The 16,828-nt window shown below is 70.7% G+C and carries 21 protein-coding genes and 2 pseudogenes (1 of these 23 cut by a window edge); 6 read left to right on the forward strand and 17 right to left on the reverse strand.

All coding sequences use genetic code 11. The annotated features are described in order from the left end of the window. Positions 1-83 precede the first annotated feature (83 nt). The 13 genes from D471_RS0114155 to D471_RS34450 all read right to left on the reverse strand — a co-directional run bounded on the left by D471_RS0114155 (position 84) and on the right by D471_RS34450 (position 7,614). A complete protein-coding gene (locus D471_RS0114155; RefSeq protein WP_017599215.1) occupies positions 84-470 on the reverse strand; it encodes a hypothetical protein in 387 nt (128 codons plus the stop codon). Positions 471-480: 10 nt separating this feature from the next. After that, complete coding sequence (locus D471_RS0114160; RefSeq protein WP_017599216.1) at positions 481-843, reverse strand: hypothetical protein; 363 nt, start codon at positions 841-843, stop codon at positions 481-483. 298 nt (positions 844-1,141) lie between these two features. Continuing rightward, positions 1,142-3,757 (reverse strand): phage/plasmid primase, P4 family, encoded by a 2,616-nt coding sequence (locus tag D471_RS0114165; RefSeq protein ID WP_017599217.1) that lies wholly within the window; start codon positions 3,755-3,757, stop codon positions 1,142-1,144. After that, complete coding sequence (locus tag D471_RS0114170; RefSeq protein ID WP_017599218.1) at positions 3,754-4,062, reverse strand: hypothetical protein; 309 nt, start codon at positions 4,060-4,062, stop codon at positions 3,754-3,756. The genes D471_RS0114165 and D471_RS0114170 overlap by 4 nt, the downstream gene beginning before the upstream one ends. Positions 4,063-4,272: 210 nt before the next feature. Continuing rightward, positions 4,273-4,770, reverse strand: a complete 498-nt coding sequence (locus tag D471_RS0114175) for a hypothetical protein (protein ID WP_017599219.1) — start codon at positions 4,768-4,770, stop codon at positions 4,273-4,275. A 17-nt stretch (positions 4,771-4,787) separates the two neighbouring features. Then, on the reverse strand, positions 4,788-5,597 hold the full coding sequence (locus D471_RS0114180) for a hypothetical protein (RefSeq protein WP_026127719.1): 810 nt from the start codon (positions 5,595-5,597) through the stop codon (positions 4,788-4,790). After that, positions 5,597-5,920: a hypothetical protein gene (locus tag D471_RS0114185; RefSeq protein ID WP_017599220.1), complete on the reverse strand. Its 324-nt coding sequence runs from the start codon at positions 5,918-5,920 to the stop codon at positions 5,597-5,599. The genes D471_RS0114180 and D471_RS0114185 overlap by 1 nt, the downstream gene beginning before the upstream one ends. After that, positions 5,920-6,393, reverse strand: coding sequence for a hypothetical protein (locus D471_RS0114190; protein WP_017599221.1), 474 nt, complete (start codon positions 6,391-6,393; stop codon positions 5,920-5,922). The genes D471_RS0114185 and D471_RS0114190 overlap by 1 nt, the downstream gene beginning before the upstream one ends. Continuing rightward, positions 6,390-6,638 carry a hypothetical protein gene (locus D471_RS0114195; RefSeq protein ID WP_017599222.1) on the reverse strand — a complete coding sequence of 83 codons (249 nt, stop codon included), beginning with the start codon at positions 6,636-6,638 and terminating at the stop codon, positions 6,390-6,392. The genes D471_RS0114190 and D471_RS0114195 overlap by 4 nt, the downstream gene beginning before the upstream one ends. After that, a complete protein-coding gene (locus D471_RS40195) occupies positions 6,635-6,811 on the reverse strand; it encodes a hypothetical protein (protein ID WP_017599223.1) in 177 nt (58 codons plus the stop codon). Before D471_RS40195 ends, D471_RS0114195 begins: the two co-directional genes overlap by 4 nt. Next, a complete protein-coding gene (locus tag D471_RS0114205) occupies positions 6,808-7,026 on the reverse strand; it encodes a hypothetical protein (RefSeq protein WP_017599224.1) in 219 nt (72 codons plus the stop codon). The genes D471_RS40195 and D471_RS0114205 overlap by 4 nt, the downstream gene beginning before the upstream one ends. A 77-nt stretch (positions 7,027-7,103) precedes the next feature. Next, a complete protein-coding gene (locus D471_RS0114210) occupies positions 7,104-7,376 on the reverse strand; it encodes a hypothetical protein (protein ID WP_017599225.1) in 273 nt (90 codons plus the stop codon). A gap of 1 nt (position 7,377) precedes the next feature. Beyond that, positions 7,378-7,614: a helix-turn-helix domain-containing protein gene (locus tag D471_RS34450; RefSeq protein ID WP_017599226.1), complete on the reverse strand. Its 237-nt coding sequence runs from the start codon at positions 7,612-7,614 to the stop codon at positions 7,378-7,380. Positions 7,615-7,808: 194 nt separating this feature from the next. On the opposite strand from D471_RS34450, the gene D471_RS0114220 reads away from it, so the two are divergent. Beyond that, positions 7,809-8,345 carry a hypothetical protein gene (locus D471_RS0114220; protein ID WP_017599227.1) on the forward strand — a complete coding sequence of 179 codons (537 nt, stop codon included), beginning with the start codon at positions 7,809-7,811 and terminating at the stop codon, positions 8,343-8,345. A gap of 186 nt (positions 8,346-8,531) precedes the next feature. Further along, positions 8,532-8,918, forward strand: coding sequence for a hypothetical protein (locus D471_RS0114225; RefSeq protein WP_017599228.1), 387 nt, complete (start codon positions 8,532-8,534; stop codon positions 8,916-8,918). Between the two features lie 75 nt (positions 8,919-8,993). On the opposite strand, the gene D471_RS37660 is transcribed toward D471_RS0114225, so the two are convergent. Continuing rightward, positions 8,994-9,962: a tyrosine-type recombinase/integrase gene (locus D471_RS37660; protein ID WP_017599229.1), complete on the reverse strand. Its 969-nt coding sequence runs from the start codon at positions 9,960-9,962 to the stop codon at positions 8,994-8,996. Between the two features lie 159 nt (positions 9,963-10,121). Between D471_RS37660 and D471_RS0114235 the strand changes: the two genes are divergently transcribed. The 3 genes from D471_RS0114235 (at position 10,122) to D471_RS0114245 (ending at position 11,868) form a co-directional block, all read left to right on the forward strand. After that, on the forward strand, positions 10,122-10,484 hold the full coding sequence (locus tag D471_RS0114235; protein WP_083924217.1) for a BlaI/MecI/CopY family transcriptional regulator: 363 nt from the start codon (positions 10,122-10,124) through the stop codon (positions 10,482-10,484). A gap of 5 nt (positions 10,485-10,489) precedes the next feature. Continuing rightward, the gene (locus D471_RS0114240; RefSeq protein WP_017599231.1) at positions 10,490-11,437 is read left to right on the forward strand and encodes a M56 family metallopeptidase; all 948 of its coding nucleotides are present in this window, start codon (positions 10,490-10,492) and stop codon (positions 11,435-11,437) included. Positions 11,438-11,568: 131 nt separating this feature from the next. Then, the gene (locus tag D471_RS0114245; protein WP_017599232.1) at positions 11,569-11,868 is read left to right on the forward strand and encodes a DUF2516 family protein; all 300 of its coding nucleotides are present in this window, start codon (positions 11,569-11,571) and stop codon (positions 11,866-11,868) included. A 30-nt stretch (positions 11,869-11,898) separates the two neighbouring features. On the opposite strand, the gene D471_RS0114250 is transcribed toward D471_RS0114245, so the two are convergent. The 3 genes and pseudogenes from D471_RS0114250 to D471_RS38420 all read right to left on the reverse strand — a co-directional run bounded on the left by D471_RS0114250 (position 11,899) and on the right by D471_RS38420 (position 16,142). Then, positions 11,899-14,241: a hypothetical protein gene (locus tag D471_RS0114250; protein ID WP_017599233.1), complete on the reverse strand. Its 2,343-nt coding sequence runs from the start codon at positions 14,239-14,241 to the stop codon at positions 11,899-11,901. A 38-nt stretch (positions 14,242-14,279) separates the two neighbouring features. Next, positions 14,280-15,254, reverse strand: coding sequence for a neutral zinc metallopeptidase (locus D471_RS0114255; protein ID WP_026127722.1), 975 nt, complete (start codon positions 15,252-15,254; stop codon positions 14,280-14,282). After that, positions 15,251-16,142, reverse strand: a pseudogene (locus D471_RS38420) (neutral zinc metallopeptidase). The gene D471_RS0114255 and the pseudogene D471_RS38420 overlap by 4 nt, the downstream one beginning before the upstream one ends. A gap of 156 nt (positions 16,143-16,298) precedes the next feature. Here D471_RS38420 and D471_RS34460 point away from each other — a divergent pair. Then, positions 16,299-16,828, forward strand: a pseudogene (locus D471_RS34460) (DUF2207 domain-containing protein) (it continues 1,286 nt past the right edge of the window).

A 16,828-nucleotide genomic window follows, 5' to 3' on the forward strand; every position in this document is an offset into this window, starting at 1 on the left:
GCACCAACCGCGGGCGAGCACGGGGCTATCGCAGCCGTCGATGGAGCAGGCCTGGGCAGTGGGCATCTGGTCGGCGACGACGCTCATCGGGTCCTCACCGTGGCGGCGATCTGAGTGCGGAGTCCGGCGTCCTCCTCCTGGTCGTCGTCCTCGTTGCCGAGCAGCGACCCGGCGAGCGCCTCGGCGTGCTCCTCGTCGAGGACCAGGGCGACGGGCTGGCCGGTCTCGGCGACGCAGTACACCCACGTGGTGTCATCGTCGGAGCGGTCGGCGAGGCGATCCCAGCGGGCGGTCACGGGAGTGGTGCGTTGCCGCTCCTCCCAGGCGTCCAGGAGGGCCGCGTGGTAGGTGTCGATCAGCTCATCCGCGTGCGAGGAGGCGGTGTTCTTTCCCTTACGCAGGGCCGCGGCTAGGACCTCGCGGGAGCGGCGCAGTTCGGCCAGGGTGGCGGGGTTCAGGTCGGTGCTCATCGTCTCCTCCTCAGTACGGCGGTTCGTCGGGCGGGGTGAACAGATCCGGTTCGGCCGGTGCGGTCTGACGCGGCGGCGGTATGGCGGTGGCGGGGACCGGGCCGGGACAGCGGTGGGTGGCGACCACCGGGTGGCAGCGGTGGCGGATCAGTTCGGGGAGGCGTTCGACGAGGGCCTGGCCGACCGCGGGGTGGCCGACGAGGTTGTAGGTCGTGCGTCCCTCCATGCGGGCCTGGAGTTCGGCGGGCCCGTCGAGCGGGAGCGGATCGGCGTGGACCGGCAGCCCGGCGACGGCGGAGTCGAGGGCGACGATGATCGCGCTCTCACAGCGCGGGCAGGCGTCGAGACGGGCGCGGACTCGGGGGGCTCTCATCGGGGGCTCCGGCGGTGACGGATCGGGTGACAGGTCGCTGGAGCATCCGTCATGCGGCTGATCTGCGGCGATGACAGGTGTGACAGGTATGACAGGTTTTCGGGGTGAGGGTGCGCTGTAGAGGGGATGTCGTGTCGCTTCGTGCGCGCGTGGGAGGGGATGCGGGGAAAACCTGTCACACCTGTCATACGTGTCATGACCTGTGGAAATGCTGGGTTGAATGTGTCATTCAACCTGTCATTGGAGTCCCCCGATGTGTCATTCGGAGCCGATCGATCACTCTTCGTGGATGACACGTTCACTCCGCTCCCTCGTCGTCGAATGACACGTTCAGGCGGATGCCCGCGTAGTACCGTGCACGGCTGTCGCGCTTGGCGCTGACGCCGAACTTGCGGTTCAGCTCGCCGGTGAGCTTCTTCGCGGACACGGGCTCTTCGCCTTCGCTGCGGCACCAGTTCTCGTAGGCGGTGCGGATCTTCGCGACGACGGTCGTCATCCCCTGCACGGCGGGGTCGCCGGTGGTGCACATGTCGGAGACGAACCGGGCGACGGTGTCCTGATCCTGGGCGTAGGTGGCGGTGGCCACGCGCACGCTCTCCGGGGTGGTGAGACCGTCGTCCATGTAGGAGGCGGCCCCACGGATCAGCCACGCGAGGATCGCGGGTCCCTCGCCGTCGACGAGCTTCTCCTCCAGGTGGGCGTCACGCCGCTCCTCGGGCACGGTGTGCAGGAACGGGACGAGGCGCAGGCGGCGCCAGAACGCAGGGCCGCCGGTGCGCACCTGCGGTTGGTGGTTGCCGAGCAGCCACAGGGTGTGGGTGGGGGTGAAGGAGAAGAAGTCCTGGCGCATGAACCGGCCAGTGATGACGTCGCGGCCGGTGAGCATCTTGATCCGGGCCTCGGCGAACCGCTGGCCGTCGTCCAGTTCAGAGGCGACGACGAAGCGGGCCCCGGCCAGCCGGGCGATCTCGGTCGGGTGCGAGTTGGCCGAGGAGGCGAGCAGCATCTCGGAGGGCGCGGAGATGGCGTAGCCGGTCTCCCCGATGCCGACGAGGCGCATGACGGTATCGGCGAGCGTGCTCTTGCCGTTGGCGCCGTCGCCGAACGCGAAGGGCAGGATCTGCTCGAGCACGGTGCCGACGAGGGACAGGCCGAGGAGGCGCTGTACGTAGGTGATGAGGTCCTGGTCGCCGCCGAAGGTGTCGTCGAGGAACTGGTGCCAGCGGTCGGCGGGGGCCTCGAAGTCGGGGGCGACGAGGGTGGATCGGGTGTGCAGTGCCGTGGGGTCCGGATCGCCGAGTTCGCCGGTTCGCAGGTCGACGACGCCCGCGGGGGTGTTGAGCTGCCAGGGGTTGGCGTCGAGCTCGGCGAGCGGGGTGACGATGCGCGGGTCGGTTTGGGCGACCTTGACCATGGACTCCAGGCCGCGTGCGGACAGGGTGCGGGCCTTGTGGCTGGCGTCCTCCTTGGCCTCGTCGGGCAGACCCCGGGCGATGCCCCGGGCAAGTTCGCGGATCTTGCCTCGATCGTCCCAGGTCCATCGGTGGCCGTCCCAGACGAGCCACCCGCGTTGCGGGCAGTGCCGCACCTCGTGGCCGTGGCTGTCGACGAGGCGCAGCGCGTTGCCGTCGTCGGTGCGGCTGTAGGTGTCGAGCGCGGTTACGGGCGCGGGTTCGTCGACCGCCAGGGCGGCGGTGCCGTCGGCGGCCGCGGCCTGGCCGGGCTGGGAGAACTGGCCGCCGACGACGGACAGGTGTCGGGGCGGTTCGGGCGTGGGCTGGCCGTACCCGGCGGCCTTGAGCGCCTTCGCCGCGGCCTTGTGGTCGCCGCCGTGCTCCAGGAGGGCGTAGGCACCGAACTTCGTGTAGGGGGTCTCGCTGTCGAACTCGGTGCTCGTCGTGAAGACGTACAAGCGGTCCCTGTCCGAGGCGTGGCCGGTGGTGGCGCTGATGCCCATGCGCTTCCCCGGGCGTCGCCAGTACCGGGTCTGTCCGGTGTGGAACAGCTCGGTCCAACCGTGGGGGGTGAGGATGTCGGACCAGTCAACGCGGGCCTCGTAGTCGTCTCCGGGGGAGGTGCCCCCGTCGGCCGGGCGGGTGCTGGCGGGCTGGGAGAACGCCGAGGGAGCTTCACGGCGGGGCATGACGTCGAGCATCCGCGCCAGCTCCAGAAGCGCGTCGGAGGTCTCGCGCTCGAGGGTGACGATGCTGTCGGGCCCGCCGGCCTGGAGGGTCCACGGCTGCCCGGTGGGGTGGACGGGCCCGCGGGAGGGGGCGACGACGAGGAATCCGCCCTCGCTCTTGGTCTCGATGAGGACCTGAGGGCGGTCATCGGCATCGGTCTTGTCGAGCTTGCTCTGACGCTTGGCCCGAGTCTGCTCATCAGGCTCGATGTCGATGCTGGCTTGCTGCTCGGCCTTGAAGGCGGCCAGCTCCTCCTCGGTGGAGGGTCGGCGGGCGAGCTTCATGTTCTCCACGCCCTGGCCGTCATCCACGCGCCACAGGAGGTGGAGGCCGCCGGACGCGGTCCGCTCGGTGTAGCCGCCCATCACGCGGCGGAGGACGTCGCCGAGGCCGGAGTTGTCGGCGAGTTCGACATACCGGGTGAACACGCCCTCAGCGACGGCGCGACCCTCCACGTCCAGGGCGACGAGGCCGCCGGACACGGCCCCGGCGACGATGCCGATGCCGGGGTGGCCGTGGGCGAACCAGGCGCGCAGCTGGTCCTCGTCGGGGCGGGTGGTCATGTAGTCGCGCCACCGGCCGGTGCCGGGGGCCTTGGTGCCGTCGGTGGCGGCGGGGATGACGCACAGCCCGGCGGCGTGCAGGGCCAAGGCGGCGTCGAGGGTGGAGCGCTCGGTCACGTGGTTCCTGTCCGGGTCGTGCTGGTCGGTCGGGTCGGTGGGGGCGCTCATCGGGCCACGCCTCGCCACTGGCGGACCTGGTGGGCGTGGGTGCCGGGGTCGGTGCTGGTGACGTAGCCGACGGCGGTGATGACGCCGCGGCGGCGGGCGTGGGCGAACCGGGCGCCGATCGCGCCGCCGCGCACGCCGGGTGGGAGGTGCTCGCGGATGTCGTTGGCGGAGAAGGGGTGGCCGGTGGCGGCGGCGCGGGCGATGAGGAGGTCGATCGCGGCCACGTCGTCCCCGGCGGCTTCCTCGGTGGCGGTCATCCCGGCGTCGCGAAGGCGTTCCCCCTCGGCGGTGTCGAGTTGCTGCACTTCTCCCCCTCGTCGTCGTGCGGCTGGTTCGGCGTGGTGCCCGCCCGCGGGGTTGCACGCGGCGTGTCCGGCTGGGTCCGGTCGGGCTGGGTCCTACGTTCGGCGGGACGGGTGGGGGACGGGAAGGGACGTCCCGGGGGGACGTTTTTTTGCTCCCGCGTTCCCCCTTCCGCGTCCCCGGGACGTCCCGCCGTCCCGCCTTCTGACCTGCTACTTCTGCTGGAGGCTCGCCAGGAGCGCCTGGACGGCCGGGTCGTTCGGGTCGGCCATCGGTGTGGCCGACGACGCGGGAGCCGCCGGGGTCTGGGCGGCGGACGCCTGCTGCTGCGGCTGGGTCGGCTTCGCGTGGTTCTCCAGCCAGGCCTGGGCGCGCTGGGTGTCCTGTCCGGTCTCGTCGAAGGGCTGGAGGACCCACGCCTCGAAACCACTGCTTGTCGTGGCCTTGCCGATGCGGCCGAGGACCATGTGGGCGCCGGGCGACAGGCGGTTCACCAGGCCGCCGTGGGTCATCAGGACGCCCTCGCGCAGCTCGGCGTCGCCGTCCAGGTCGACCACGTCGACGGTGGCGGCGGGCGTCTCCTTGCCCTTCAACTGGTCGTAGCGGTCCTCGATCTTGTGGCAGTTGGTGATGAGCACGAGATGACCGTCGTGCTCGGCGGGCTTGAAGAATCCGCCGCCACCGGAGGGCTGAGAGAAGGTGAAAGACATGGTGGGTTCTCCGTTTCCTATGCGGCCGTCGTGGCCTGGTGGGTGGTGAGATCTCCGGGGCAGCCGACGGCGAGGTCAGCGCTTCCGGGCTTCCAAAACGGACAGAATCTGCACGCGCTGGAAGGCTGGGCGGGGAGGTGCTCCCACATCTGGGGGCGGGCCTCCGGGTCGAGGGCAATGAGGGCGTCGCGGATGGTGCCGAGCCTCTTGAGGGCGTCGAGGGCGACGGTGCGGTCGTAGACGTCGGTCCACACCCACAGGCCGCCGAGCATCCCGCCGCGCGGGTAGAACGCCAGGGCCACGGTCTGCGGCGTGTACCCGGCGTTCTCCCAACCGAGGCCGTAGAGGTTGGCCTGGATCCGGTACTGCTCGCGGACGCCCTCGGTCTTGTACTTGCGCATCACCGAGTCGCCGACGACCTTGTGGTCGATCACCGTGTGCGTGGCGGTGTCGTAGGCGTCGCAGGAGCCGGACAACCGGTATCCGGATACCGAGGAGTCGTCCACGTGGACCCGTTCCTCGACCAGGAACCGCTTCGTCCCCGTCTGCCGGTTGTGGCGTTCCAGGGCGTTGGCCAGCCAGTCGTGCGTGGCGGTGCCGACGATGGACGGCCACGGGTCACCGCCGTCGTTCGCCGCGGGCCAGTCCATGAGCTTGTAGGCGAGTCGCCTCGGGCAGGGGTCGCCGACCTCGGACGGGCCGATCCGCCGCTGGCGGGACCGCGGGGCGTTGGTGGAGGCGTCGAGGATGATCTCGGTGAGCATCCGGCGAATGCCCTCGCTGCTGTCGGGCTCGATACCGGGCGCGTCGCCGGGCTGGGTGAACATCACGACCGGCCCTCTTCTCCGGTAGCGGGGTCGAGAAGGACGAGCCGACGGGACGGCGCGGTGGTGCGGGTGTACTCCTCGACGAGGTCGGGGTGTTCCTTGCGCAGGCGCCGGGTGTCCACCTGCTCGCGCGGCTTGGTCCACCGGTAGTAGACGACCGGCTCACCGCCGATCCTCGCCTCGGTGGCCTCCCCCAGGAGGGTCTTGACCTTCTCGACGAGGGCGGCCTCGATCTCCTTCTTTTCGGCGATCTGGGCGCGGACCAGCCGTAGCGTTCCGATCAGCGTGGCCTCGTCGGTGATGTCGACGTGCTGCTCGCCCATCACGCCACCTCGCCCTCGGCGGCCGGGCCGGGGTCGCCGTACCCGGCGGCGTGCAGGATCGGCACCAGCGTGGACAGGTGGAGGCGCACCGGGGCGGCGACGAGGGGCGCGGTCACGACCATGCGGCCGCGGGTGAGGGCCTGCCAGGTGGTCAGGTCCAGGTGCGCCCACCAGGACCCGGCCGAGGCGGCGCTGTAGCCGCGGCGCTTCGTCACGAGGATGCCCAGGTCCGCGCCGGAGTTGAGCGTCTCGGTCTCGGTCTCGGCGAGCCACTTCGTGACGTCGGCGTCGTGGGCGGCCTCGGCGGTTTTGCCGCTCTTTATTTCCCAGCACAGTCCTGGGGTGCCGGTGATGTCGCCGAGGTCAGTGCCTCCGGCGAGCGCGCGCCGCTCGGCGGACGGCCAGCCGTGGGCGCGCAGGTACCGGACGACGCCGGTCTCGCCGCGGGTGCCGATGGATCGTGGTCCACTCACAGGTCTTCCTTTCGACGGGGCTCCTCCTGGCGGTGGTGCGTGCCGCGAGCAGCGCGGATGATGTCGTCGGTGCCGCTCGACAGACGGCGGATGATCCGGTTGGCCTCGATCAGCTCGGACTCCAGACGGGCGGACCGGGCCCGCTCGTCTTCCAGCGCGCCGTGCCGCCAGGCGATGACGACGGCGAGGGTGCCCCCGATCCCGGCGGCCAGGGCCAGGACGGCGATGGTGATCAGCGCGGTCACAGCGCCCTCCCGTTCGTGTCGGTGACGGCGTCAGCGATCCGGGTCAGGTCGGCGTCAACCTCGGCCAGCTGGGTGGCGACGGCGCGGGGCAGGGTGATGATCGAGATGGCCACGTAGCCGAGAGGCGTGAGGATTACCGCGGCGACGGCGGCGACAGTGAGGACGGTGGTCATCGGGTCGCCCCCTTGCTGTCACCCGTGTCGCGAATGCGCCCCAGGAGCACGATGATCGAATCGACATCGCGCCCGTCGAGGAAGGCATCGAGGCCACCGAGGATGCTGGCGATGGCCTCCGGTTCGCGGAGTCGCTTCTCCAAGGCGTCGCGGAGGGCGACGACGAGCGCGCGCGTCTGCTCGTCGTCGGAAGTCTGGGCGGTAGGCTGGCTCATGAGAGGTTCAGTCCTTTCGGCATCGACAGCCCCCGTGTGGTCTTGGCGGATTCGCGGGGGTTTTGTCATGGGTGAGGTCAGGCGGCGCGCTTCGCGGCCCGCTCGGCGCGGTAGGCGTCCCACCGCTTCTTGGCCATCTGGCGCAGGTGCGCACGTCGCGCGGAGTCCGCTGCGGCAGCTCGGGCAGCGGGGTCCATGACGCCGTCGGGGTCGACGAGCCGCTCGAACCGCGCAGCGGAGGCGCGGCGGGCAGGCAGAGTCCGCGCGGACCGGTCCTTGGTGTCGCCCCAGGACCAGTGCGCGGCGATGCGTGCGTTCTCCGAGCGTCGCTTCGGGTCGCGGTGAGCCATGTCAGGCCACCTCTTCCGCGTCGTGGCTGCACGCGGGGTAGGTGACGGCGTCGGGGTCCACACCGAGCTCGTAGGCGATGCGGAGAGCCGTGTCCAGGGCGGGCTGCTTGACGCCCTTCTCGATGTTGGTCAGGTAGCTGGGGGCGATGCCGACCCGCTGGGCGAGCACGGCGAGCTTGACGCCACTCGCCTCGCGGATCGCGCGGATCGCGGGGCCATGGGTGATCGGCTGAGGCATGACCTCAGCTTAGGGAACATCTTTCCCTCACACAAGTACAACTAGACCCTTGGGGGAAGCATCTTCCTTCGCGTCAAGGTACAGACCCCTTACCTGGCCGAGGTTGGCCAACCCGTAGACTTCCCTTGGCTCAGGAAAAAACTTCCCTAGGATTTCCTAGAGTCACCACTTCCCCACGCACAGGAGACCTCGCCATGGACTCGCAGGATCGACTGAAGGCGGTGGGCGCAGCACTGGTCGCCCATCGAACCTCGCTCGACCCGACCCGATATCGGACCCGCCCGGGATGGATGGAGCGGGTGGCGGAGGTCGCCGACCTGTCCCGGCGCGTCATCATCGACATCGAGACCGGCGCCCGCGACACCTACCAGGACAAGACCCTCACCGCCCTGGAGCGGGTCTACGAACTCAGGCGCGGAACGCTACGGGACGCGCTGCGCGGTGGCCCACTCGTGGCCGCCGACGGATCAACCCTCTGGGGCGCAGAAGAAGACCCAGGACCACCGCCACCGCCTAATGACGTAGACCGTTTCGCCACCGAGGAGCGCTACCACCGGATGACCGGCCGCGCGCAGAAGATTGTCCGGGACCTCATGGCCGACACCGAAGGGATTCCAGATGATGTCGCCGAGGCGATGATTCAGCGCGCCATGGACAATGCTGAGGCTCAAGCCCGACTCATGCTGGATTCGGAGCGGCGGCGGTGGGAGCGTCAACGGGGGTCTGGCTGAGCTGGCCAAACATGAGAACTTGGCCGAAATAGGTCGAGAATCCTGTAAACCAACCACGCATCGTATGGGCTGGGCTCACGGCGCGAATTGTACGGACCGTAACTATGGAGTCGTACAAACTTTCCCATTAACATGATTCGTCCCCGCCCCCATCGCGGGCCCATGCAGCACAGGGAGGGGATATCCATGCCGCTGCACACCCCAGTCCAGGCACACCGTGGTGCCGCCATCCTCGAACCGGACCTGTCCGTCACCCTCGACACACTCCGAGCCGACATCCCGTACATCCCGTATGAGGTCAACCCGGGCCACCACCTCATCATCGCCCGCGACGGCATCACCTACGGGGAACTCATCCGGGCCTACATCAGCCAGCTTCCCGACTGGGCTCGGCGGCGTCTTTTCCACAGCGTGGGCATGCCCGATCTGTACGAAAACCCGGAACTGTGGGAGCGGCTGAATTGGTGGAATCCCGACTGGCCGGTCACTCCCACCTCCGTGCATCTGATCGAGAACGCGGTCCCGGGCTTGATCACCCCCTGGTGTCATGACTGGCTGACCAGCGCGGCCTGACCCCTCGCCCGACTCAGGGCATACAGCGCTCACCCCCGACCGTGGGGAGACGGTCGGGGGTGAGGCGTGCCAGGGTCAGACGCGGGAGTCGATTCCGGCCTGGGCGACCGCGTCCCACGCGCGCTGCTGCTCGGTGTCCGAGGCGTACAGAGCAACGTTGCGCAAGTCGTTCCACCCGAGGATTTTCGCGACGTGTGCCCGGTCCACCCCCTCGTCGAGAAGGCGCGTTGTCAGCGTGCGGCGGAACCGGTGGGCGTGGACGCGTGAGGTGATCTTGGCCTGGGCGCCTCGGCGCTTGAGCATGTAGTGGACCGCCTGGGGGCCGATCCCGCCCTGCGGTCCGAGCCACAGCTCCGGTCGGTCCGCGTGACGGTGAGCGGAGCGGACGCGCAGGTACCGGTCCAGGGCGAGGACGGCCTTCGGCCCGATGGGCACCAGGTGGACCTCACCGCCTTTGAGGCGCAGCCGCACGAGCGGCTGGCGGCCGTCGAGGAACACGTCGTTTGCCGCGGGGTTGTCGAGCTGGGGGGTGTCAGGTCGGTAGGTGAGGCCGGCCATGCCACTGATGCGCATACCCGTGGAGTAGAACAGGCGGATGATCGCCTCGTCGCGGCGGGCGAAGAACCCGTTCCCCTTGCAGGCCTTGAGCATGGCGGCCACCTCGTCGTCGGTGAAGGACGGCCGCGGCGGCGCGACGGCCTTGGGCTCGGCGACGTCGAGCATCGGGTTCTCGCTGCGCTTGAGGGCCTGCTCGCGGCGGGAGGTGAGCCAGTGGTACATGGCCCGCAGGTTCCGGTAGTGGAAGGCGGCGTTGCTGCCGCTGGTCTGGTCGGCGACGTCGAGGAGGAAGTCGGTGATGGTGTCCGCGTCGATCTCGGCAGGCGTGGCCGGGAGGGCCTCGCGCTCTAGCCAGGCGGCGAAGTGCTTGAGGGTGAGAAGGTAGTTCCTGGCGGTCGTGTCCGCCTTGCCTTCGGCGCGCAGGTAGCGCTTCCAGGACCGGCTCAGGTCGCCGATGGGGGTCTCTGCGGTGGTGGCACGTGTCATGACTACTCCTGAGAGGGGTGGAGCCACGGGAGGGCGCGATAGTATGCATGTGATGCCGTGTGCGACTCCCGTCACACGAGAAGTTTCTTTGTTTTCCCAGGTCAGAGACTTACGGGACCCACTATCGCTTGTAGTACTAGCGCCGGTAGACTCGACGGTATGACTCGGCTTGGCGAACTCGAACGCGCGGTGATGGATGTACTGTGGGCGCAGAACGAACCCATGACGGTTCGCGAGGTCGGCAAGGCGCTCGCCGAGCGCGACCTCGCACACACGACCGTCATGACCGTGCTCGACCGACTGGCCAAGAAGAAGGTCGTCACCCGGGCACGTGAGGGTCGTGCGTGGCGGTACCGTCCGGCAGCCAGCCGTGAGGCGTACGTGTCCGAGCTGATGTTCGACGCTCTCGGGCAGACGGGAGACCGTGACGCCGCCCTGGCCGCCTTCGTCCAGTCCATGGACGGCCAGGAGGCTGAAGCGCTCCGGCGCGCACTCGCGGAAATCGAGCAGCCAAGGAACTAGTCCGAATGGTCAGTGCCGCCCTCCTCTCACTCGTCGCGGTCGGCTGCGTCCTCGCCATGGCGGCCCTCCACCGGGCCAAGTGGCCCTCGCGCGGCCCCTACACCGCCGTGATCACCTGGCAGGCACTGGGCCTGGCGTGGGGCGTGTCCACCATCGGCGCGCTGCTCGCCTACGGGCTGTCCACCTACGAACTCGGCGCCGCTGCGGGCCTGCTCGCGCTGGCCACCGACATCGTCACCGGGCGGTTGCTGATCACCGAGCTCTCCCGGGGCCTGGAGGGCGTCAGCCACATCGTGGCCGTGGCCCTGGCCATCGTGCTCACCCTCGTCCTCTTCTACGGACTGGTCTCCTCCTTCATCCACGTCGTGCGCGTGCGCCGCCGCCACCACGACCTCCTCGAACTCGTGGCCAGCGAGCACCCCGACGTCCCCGGCGCCCGCGTGGTGGACCACCCGGCCGCCGCCGCCTACTGCCTGCCCGGCGTCCTGCGCTCCCAGGTCGTCATCAGCGCCGGTGCCCTGGCGGTCCTCGACCACAAGGAACTGGCCGCCGTCCTCGCCCACGAGCACGCCCACCTGCGCCAGCGCCACGACCTCGTGCTGCTGCCGTTCTCCTCGCTCAAGCGCGCCTTCCCGCGCGCCGCCCTGGTCCGCACCTACTACGAGAGCGTCGCCCTGCTCATCGAGATGTGCGCCGACGACCAGGCCCGCCGCACCAGTTCCTCGCGCGAGCTCGCGATGGCCCTCCTGCGCTTCGGCGCCGCCGGACCCGCGCCGGTGCCCGCCGGGGCGATGGCCGCCCTGGACGAGAACGCCCAGGCCGGTGTGGTCCGCCGCGTCAACCGACTCCTGCGCCCCGACGACGAACTCCCGTACCACGCGGGGGCGGTCATCATGGGCGGCTCGGCCTTCCTCCTCGCGGTGGTCACCTGCCTGTGGCACATCCCGGTCTGACGGCCTCCGGGCCGCCCGCACCACGACGGATGTGATCCCGGGCTCGGTCGGGCACGATCGGCGCCGCCGGTGCGTTTACCGTGGAGAGCGGGCGGAACACCCGCCGGGACACGTCGTCGGGAGTGTGCGTTTTGTTCGGACTGATCTGGCAGGCCATCTACCTGGTCACCTTCGTGGCCAGTCTGTACGCGCTGATCGAGGTGATCCGCACCCCCGCCCAGGCGTTCGAGTTGATGGACAAGCAGACCAAGAAGCTCTGGCTGATCCTCACGGGCGTCGCCACCGGCCTCGCCCTCCTGGCCGTGTTCTCCGGGAGCGGCATGTTCGTCATCCTCGGCCTGGTCGCGACCCTCGTCTTCCTCCTGGACGTGCGCCCGGCGGTCAAGGGCGCGAGCGGTGGACGCAACAACGGCCCCTACGGTCCCTGGTAGGCCACCCGCGACCCGACGCGCGGCGCGGGCTCACGGATGGCGGTCGCCCACGTCGTTGAGGACCTTCCACAGCGACTCCGCGTAGGCGGGGTCGTCCGTGTACCGGCTGTGCCCCAGGATCTCCGGACGCAGGGCCTCCCCCGGGGGCGGGTCGTAGCTCCGGGGGTCCGGCAGCGGCTCGGCCGGGGCGATCACCCCGGGCACGTCCGGGCCGTCGGCCGAACGCTCCACCGTGCGCACGGGGTCGGCGATGGCGTCGGTGACCCGCCACAGGTTCCGCCAGCCCGACACCCGGCGCCGCAGGTCGGCGAAGGCGTACGGGCCGAAGTAGGCGGGGAAGTAGCGCGCGTAGAGCCGGTCGAGCGGTGAACCGTGCGTGATCAGCGCGACCCGTCCCACACAGTCCTCCGGCAGCTGCCAGACCGTGGCCGCCGCCAGGACCGACCCCTGCGAGTGCCCCGACAGGACCACGTCGGTGCCGTCCCGCGCCAGCCGCGCCACCCGGGCGGTCAGCTGCGGCACCGCCCGTTCGGCGTAGGAGGGCGGGGCCAGGGGGTGCGCCACGCGCGGCCAGAAGGTGCCCACATCCCACAGCGCGCCCACCGCCTGGCGCGTCGGCCGGTCCCGGTAGGCGCTGGGGGCGATCCAGGCCACCCCGAGCAGGGCCGCGCCGCCCAGGACGGCCCCCATGCTGACCAGAACCGCCACCGTCTCCCGCGCGACCCCCTCGATCCCGCCGGACACGGCGGTGTCGGCCGACCGCGGCCCCGCCACGACGTCGCCGGAGAAGGCCGAGTACAGCACCAGGACCACCAACGGGACCACGGGTGCCAGGAAGGTCGCCATGACGGCGGGGAGGATCTCGGTCATGCGGCCGATCGCCCTCGCGCGGGCGATCTCCCACGTACGGCGGTCGCGCACGCTGCGGGCGTACTGCTCGGTGACCTCCGGGAGGTGGGCTCGGGTGGCGCGCCGCAGCTCCAGGGCGACCACGGCCACGACGGCCAGCGCGATGACCGCCTCCAGCGCGAACGCGAGCTGGAGCCACGAGTAGGCCGTCGGTGGGCGCACCTCCAGACAGGCCGATCCGTTCGGCGCCAGCGGGTCGCACCCGCTGAGCCACAACGACCCCTGGTAGACGAGGGCGGCGGAGAAACCACCGCCCAGCAGCGCGCCGAGGGCGGCGGTCGCTGGTCCGGCCATGCCCCACATGGCCGTCCGGTCGTGCGCCCGGTCGGACACGTACAGCACCACCGATGCCGCCAGCAGCACCAGCACCAGCAGTCCCTGGGCGGTGAACAGAGCGTTGAGCGTCGCGCCGTCTCCTGGCAGGGGGCCCGACGCCGCCCAGCCCGAGCGCGGCCACGCGGTGTAGACCGCCACGCCCACGCCGAGGGCGATCGTGGCGTCCCGAAGCATGCGGCAGACGCGGTCGACGCGCGCGTTCCACTTCGTGTCGGCCTCCGGCACCGTGACACTCGCGGTGCTCGCCGTCATCACGGTTCCCAGCAGTACCGCCAGTACCGTTCCGACCAGCCACGCCGCCGGTCCGGGACCGTCCGCGGCGGCGCGCACGGCCAGGTCGTACCTCAGTGCCGGGAGCACCAACAGGAGGGCCACGGTGCCCAGGGCCATCGCGATGTGCGCGGACCGCAGCCGCGCCAGGACCTCCCCGTTGTGCCAGAACTCGGGCCGGCTGAGCGGCGCCGCGTCACTCGTCACCGGTGGGATCGGCCCGCGGACCACCTCGTACTCGCTCTCCGTGCGTCGCGACAGGACCCACAGCACCACGACCACGGCCATCGGCAGCAGAGCGCCCAGCAGCAGGGCGGTACCCGGGGCCGACAGGGGGGAGGAGGGGTCGGCGAGGAAGCCCAGCCACGGCCGCGCGCGGAGACAGGTCTGGGCCTGGGCGGTGCACTGCCACGCGATGAGGTCCATCCCGATCCCGGCGGCGGCCAGGGTGATGAGCACGGTCAGGGAGAGCGCCAGCAGACGGACGGAGCCGTCGTAGACGTGGTTGGCCGCCTGGCGCGCACCGCCCGGGTTCCGGTCCACGCGCCCCGGACGGGTCCAGTACGCCAGGTTGAGCAGCATGAACGGGAGCAACAGCAGCCACAGGGCCCGTGAGGAGCTGCCCGAGGTCAGGTTCCCCCACGCGAAGATCTCCCGGCGTACGCCCGGAACGGTCTCGGTGTCGTGCCGACCGCGCCAGCGGAAGAAGCCCGCCAGGCCGTCGCCCGCCACACGCATGGCCGGTTCGACGTCGAGGAGCTCCTCGGCCTGTCCACCGGCCACCCCGTGCACGCGCAGCTCCACGCGGTCGCCGTCAGAGGTGGGGCGGGGGACGGGGGGTGGGGCTGCGTCCGACATATCAGCATCCTGCCACGCTGAGTGTTCGAGTGACAGCGTTACTGGACGAGTGACTCGTCCGCCGCTCCCCAGGTGTTGCACGCGCCCGGAGTCTGCTCCTCCCAACCCCTCCGCGTCCACCACACACCGTTGTCGGCCGAACCGTGGGTGCGTTGCGCCTCGTCACCGTCCTCGCGGTCGGCGGTGGCCGCGGCGTCGTCCAGGAGTGCGTCGAGGTCGTCGTCGTCCAGCGGGTAGCCCACCCGGACCGAGCCGAGGAACGCGCCCGCCAGACAGTTGGCCTGGAGTTCGCTCCGCCGTGTCCAGGAGTTGCGCTCCAGGACGTCGTCCTCCTGGCGGCGCTGCTCGTGGTAGTAGTCCAGCAGCCCGGACTCACCCTGGACGTGGTGCGCGTACTCGTGCGCGAGCAGGGAGGCGTACACGACGCTCTCCGTCGCGCCGTTCCACTTCTCGACCACGTCCGCCGTGCCGATGTAGATGCTCCGGCTGGCCCGGCAGTAGAAGGCGCCCGCCGGAGACGGATAGGAGCGGCACGGGCTCACCCCGGGCTCCTCCCAGAACACGCGCAGCGGCGGTTCGAAGGGGATTCCGGCCCGTGCGAACTGGGTGCTCCACGCGTCGTCCAGGCAGTCCGCGACCTCGTGGAGGAAGACCTCCATCGATTCCGGGCGGTCCACGTCCGGCTCGGGCACCGGGCACGGCAGCGGGCTGAGCCGGCCGGTGTCGTAGAGGGGGTTGGCGACCAGGGCGGCGCGCCCGGACGGCCGCTGCCGCTGTTCCGCGTTCCGCGAGACCACGCCGGCGGCGGAACCGTCGGAGGTGGAGCGGTCGGGTACCCCCGCCGCGTCGGCGTCGGTGCCCCCGGCCCCCGGAGGGGGCTCGGCCACGGATCCGTCCTCGGCGCTTGACCAGGACAGCACCGCCAGTGCCAGGAGCAGGGACAGCAGGGCGGCCACCGTGCCGAGCACACGGCGGTCGGCCTGGCGTTCGGCCGGACCGGGCACGCCGCTCACCGCACCAGGTCCTCGTCGGCCTTCCACGTGTTGCACGCGGCCGGATCCTTCCGGTCCATGCCGTGCTCGGTCCACAGGCGCCCGTTGGACTCCCGCCCGTGTGTGCGCTCGTCGCCGTGGTCGCTGCGCCGGGCGACGTCGTCGAGGATGTTCTCCCGCTCGTCCCTCCCGAGGTCCAGGGAGGACCCCGAGGCGCCGAGGAACACCCCGCCGAGACAGTTGGCCTGGAGTTCGTTGCGGCGGGGGCGNNNNCAGCTCCTCGGCGGTCTCCTGATCGGTTCCCGCGCGCTCGGCCCGGTACTCGGCGAGCATGCGGGACTGGCCCTGGACGTGGTGACCGTACTCGTGGCTGAGCAGGAAGGTGTAGGCCTCCGGCCGGTCGGTGCCCGCCGACGCCGCGACGATGTCCTCCACCCCCAGGTACAGCCCCTGGTTGGCCTGACAGTAGAAAGCCGCCGTGTCCCGTTTCGGGAAGGGGCCGCAGGGGCTGTGCCCCTCCGCGTACCAGTAGACGCGGTTGGGGGAGGTGAACTCCATCCCGGCCGCCGCGAAGTAGCCGCTCCAGGCCTCGTCCAGGCAGTCGGCGATCGCGTGGACGAACGCCTCCATGGACTCCGGGTCGTCCGGGTCCAGTTCGGGGGCGTGGCATGTCACCTCGCCCAGCTCGCCGACCTCGTAGAGCGGGTTGTCACGGAGGAGGTCGGTACCGGTGTCGGTCAGCGGCATCTCGGCCGTCGTCGGCCCGGGGGCCTGGCCCTGCGCGCCGAACGGGCGCGAACCCGACCAGGCGGCCTCGGCGGTGGGGAGCATCTCCGAGATCGCGAGGAAGCCGGTGAAGCCGACCGCGGCCAGCCCGACGCACAGCGTGAAGGAGACGCCCACGCTCAGCCGCTGGAGGAATCCCGGCCGCTCGGACCAGAACCCGGGACCGGCGGTCGGGGCCGGGCTCACCACGGAGTCACCCGTCGGCGACGGAACACACCACTCCTGGGGAGGGGCGTCAGTGCACGGGGGGAACGGGGGGACCGGATAGGCTCTCGCGTCATGTGGTGGGTTGGCTCCAGGTGCCCGGCCGTCGCCTTCGCGGCGGCCGCTCTCGTGTTCTCCTCGCTGTTCACGGTGGTCACCGGCGTCGGGGCCGTGGGGACGGCCCATGCCGTGACGGCGGCGGCACCGGCACCAACAGTACAAGGGCCCCCCGACCCGGTCGCAGCCCGGAGTTCGGCCTCTGAGACGGTGATCACCAACGACATCCGCCTCGACCTGGACGAGGACGGGGTCCTGCACGGTGAGGAGACGCTCTCCTTCGAGGGCGGGGCACCGGAGACCTTCACCCGGGCGCTCACCGAGACGATGCTCTACACCACCGACCACGACCGCGTCTACGAGGTGCACGGGATCACCGCCGTCGACGGCGCGGGCGCGGAGCTGGCGGTCGAGACGGAGAAGGTCAACGGCACCCTCTACGCGCACATCGACACGGGGGGAGCCGAGACCGTGGTGCTCGGCTACCGGGTGACCGGTGCGGTCAGCCAGGTCGCCCAAGGGGTCCAACTGGAGTGGCGGGGGGGGGG

The sequence above is a fragment of the Nocardiopsis lucentensis DSM 44048 genome (assembly GCF_000341125.1).
Classification (GTDB): domain Bacteria; phylum Actinomycetota; class Actinomycetes; order Streptosporangiales; family Streptosporangiaceae; genus Nocardiopsis; species Nocardiopsis lucentensis.

Excerpts from the sequence above, each read along its gene's own strand:
- D471_RS37660 (WP_017599229.1), bottom strand. The coding sequence starts at position 9,962 with ATGACACGTGCCACCACCGCAGAGACCCCCATCGGCGACCTGAGCCGG.
- D471_RS0114220 (WP_017599227.1), top strand. The coding sequence starts at position 7,809 with ATGGACTCGCAGGATCGACTGAAGGCGGTGGGCGCAGCACTGGTCGCC.
- D471_RS0114240 (WP_017599231.1), top strand. The coding sequence starts at position 10,490 with ATGGTCAGTGCCGCCCTCCTCTCACTCGTCGCGGTCGGCTGCGTCCTC.
- D471_RS0114175 (WP_017599219.1), bottom strand. The coding sequence starts at position 4,770 with ATGTCTTTCACCTTCTCTCAGCCCTCCGGTGGCGGCGGATTCTTCAAG.
- D471_RS0114165 (WP_017599217.1), bottom strand. The coding sequence starts at position 3,757 with ATGAGCGCCCCCACCGACCCGACCGACCAGCACGACCCGGACAGGAAC.
- D471_RS40195 (WP_017599223.1), bottom strand. The coding sequence starts at position 6,811 with ATGACCACCGTCCTCACTGTCGCCGCCGTCGCCGCGGTAATCCTCACG.
- D471_RS0114225 (WP_017599228.1), top strand. The coding sequence starts at position 8,532 with ATGCCGCTGCACACCCCAGTCCAGGCACACCGTGGTGCCGCCATCCTC.
- D471_RS0114180 (WP_026127719.1), bottom strand. The coding sequence starts at position 5,597 with ATGTTCACCCAGCCCGGCGACGCGCCCGGTATCGAGCCCGACAGCAGC.
- D471_RS0114210 (WP_017599225.1), bottom strand. The coding sequence starts at position 7,376 with ATGGCTCACCGCGACCCGAAGCGACGCTCGGAGAACGCACGCATCGCC.
- D471_RS0114205 (WP_017599224.1), bottom strand. The coding sequence starts at position 7,026 with ATGAGCCAGCCTACCGCCCAGACTTCCGACGACGAGCAGACGCGCGCG.
- D471_RS0114250 (WP_017599233.1), bottom strand. The coding sequence starts at position 14,241 with ATGTCGGACGCAGCCCCACCCCCCGTCCCCCGCCCCACCTCTGACGGC.
- D471_RS34450 (WP_017599226.1), bottom strand. The coding sequence starts at position 7,614 with ATGCCTCAGCCGATCACCCATGGCCCCGCGATCCGCGCGATCCGCGAG.
- D471_RS0114160 (WP_017599216.1), bottom strand. The coding sequence starts at position 843 with ATGAGAGCCCCCCGAGTCCGCGCCCGTCTCGACGCCTGCCCGCGCTGT.
- D471_RS0114235 (WP_083924217.1), top strand. The coding sequence starts at position 10,122 with ATGACTCGGCTTGGCGAACTCGAACGCGCGGTGATGGATGTACTGTGG.
- D471_RS0114155 (WP_017599215.1), bottom strand. The coding sequence starts at position 470 with ATGAGCACCGACCTGAACCCCGCCACCCTGGCCGAACTGCGCCGCTCC.
- D471_RS0114185 (WP_017599220.1), bottom strand. The coding sequence starts at position 5,920 with ATGGGCGAGCAGCACGTCGACATCACCGACGAGGCCACGCTGATCGGA.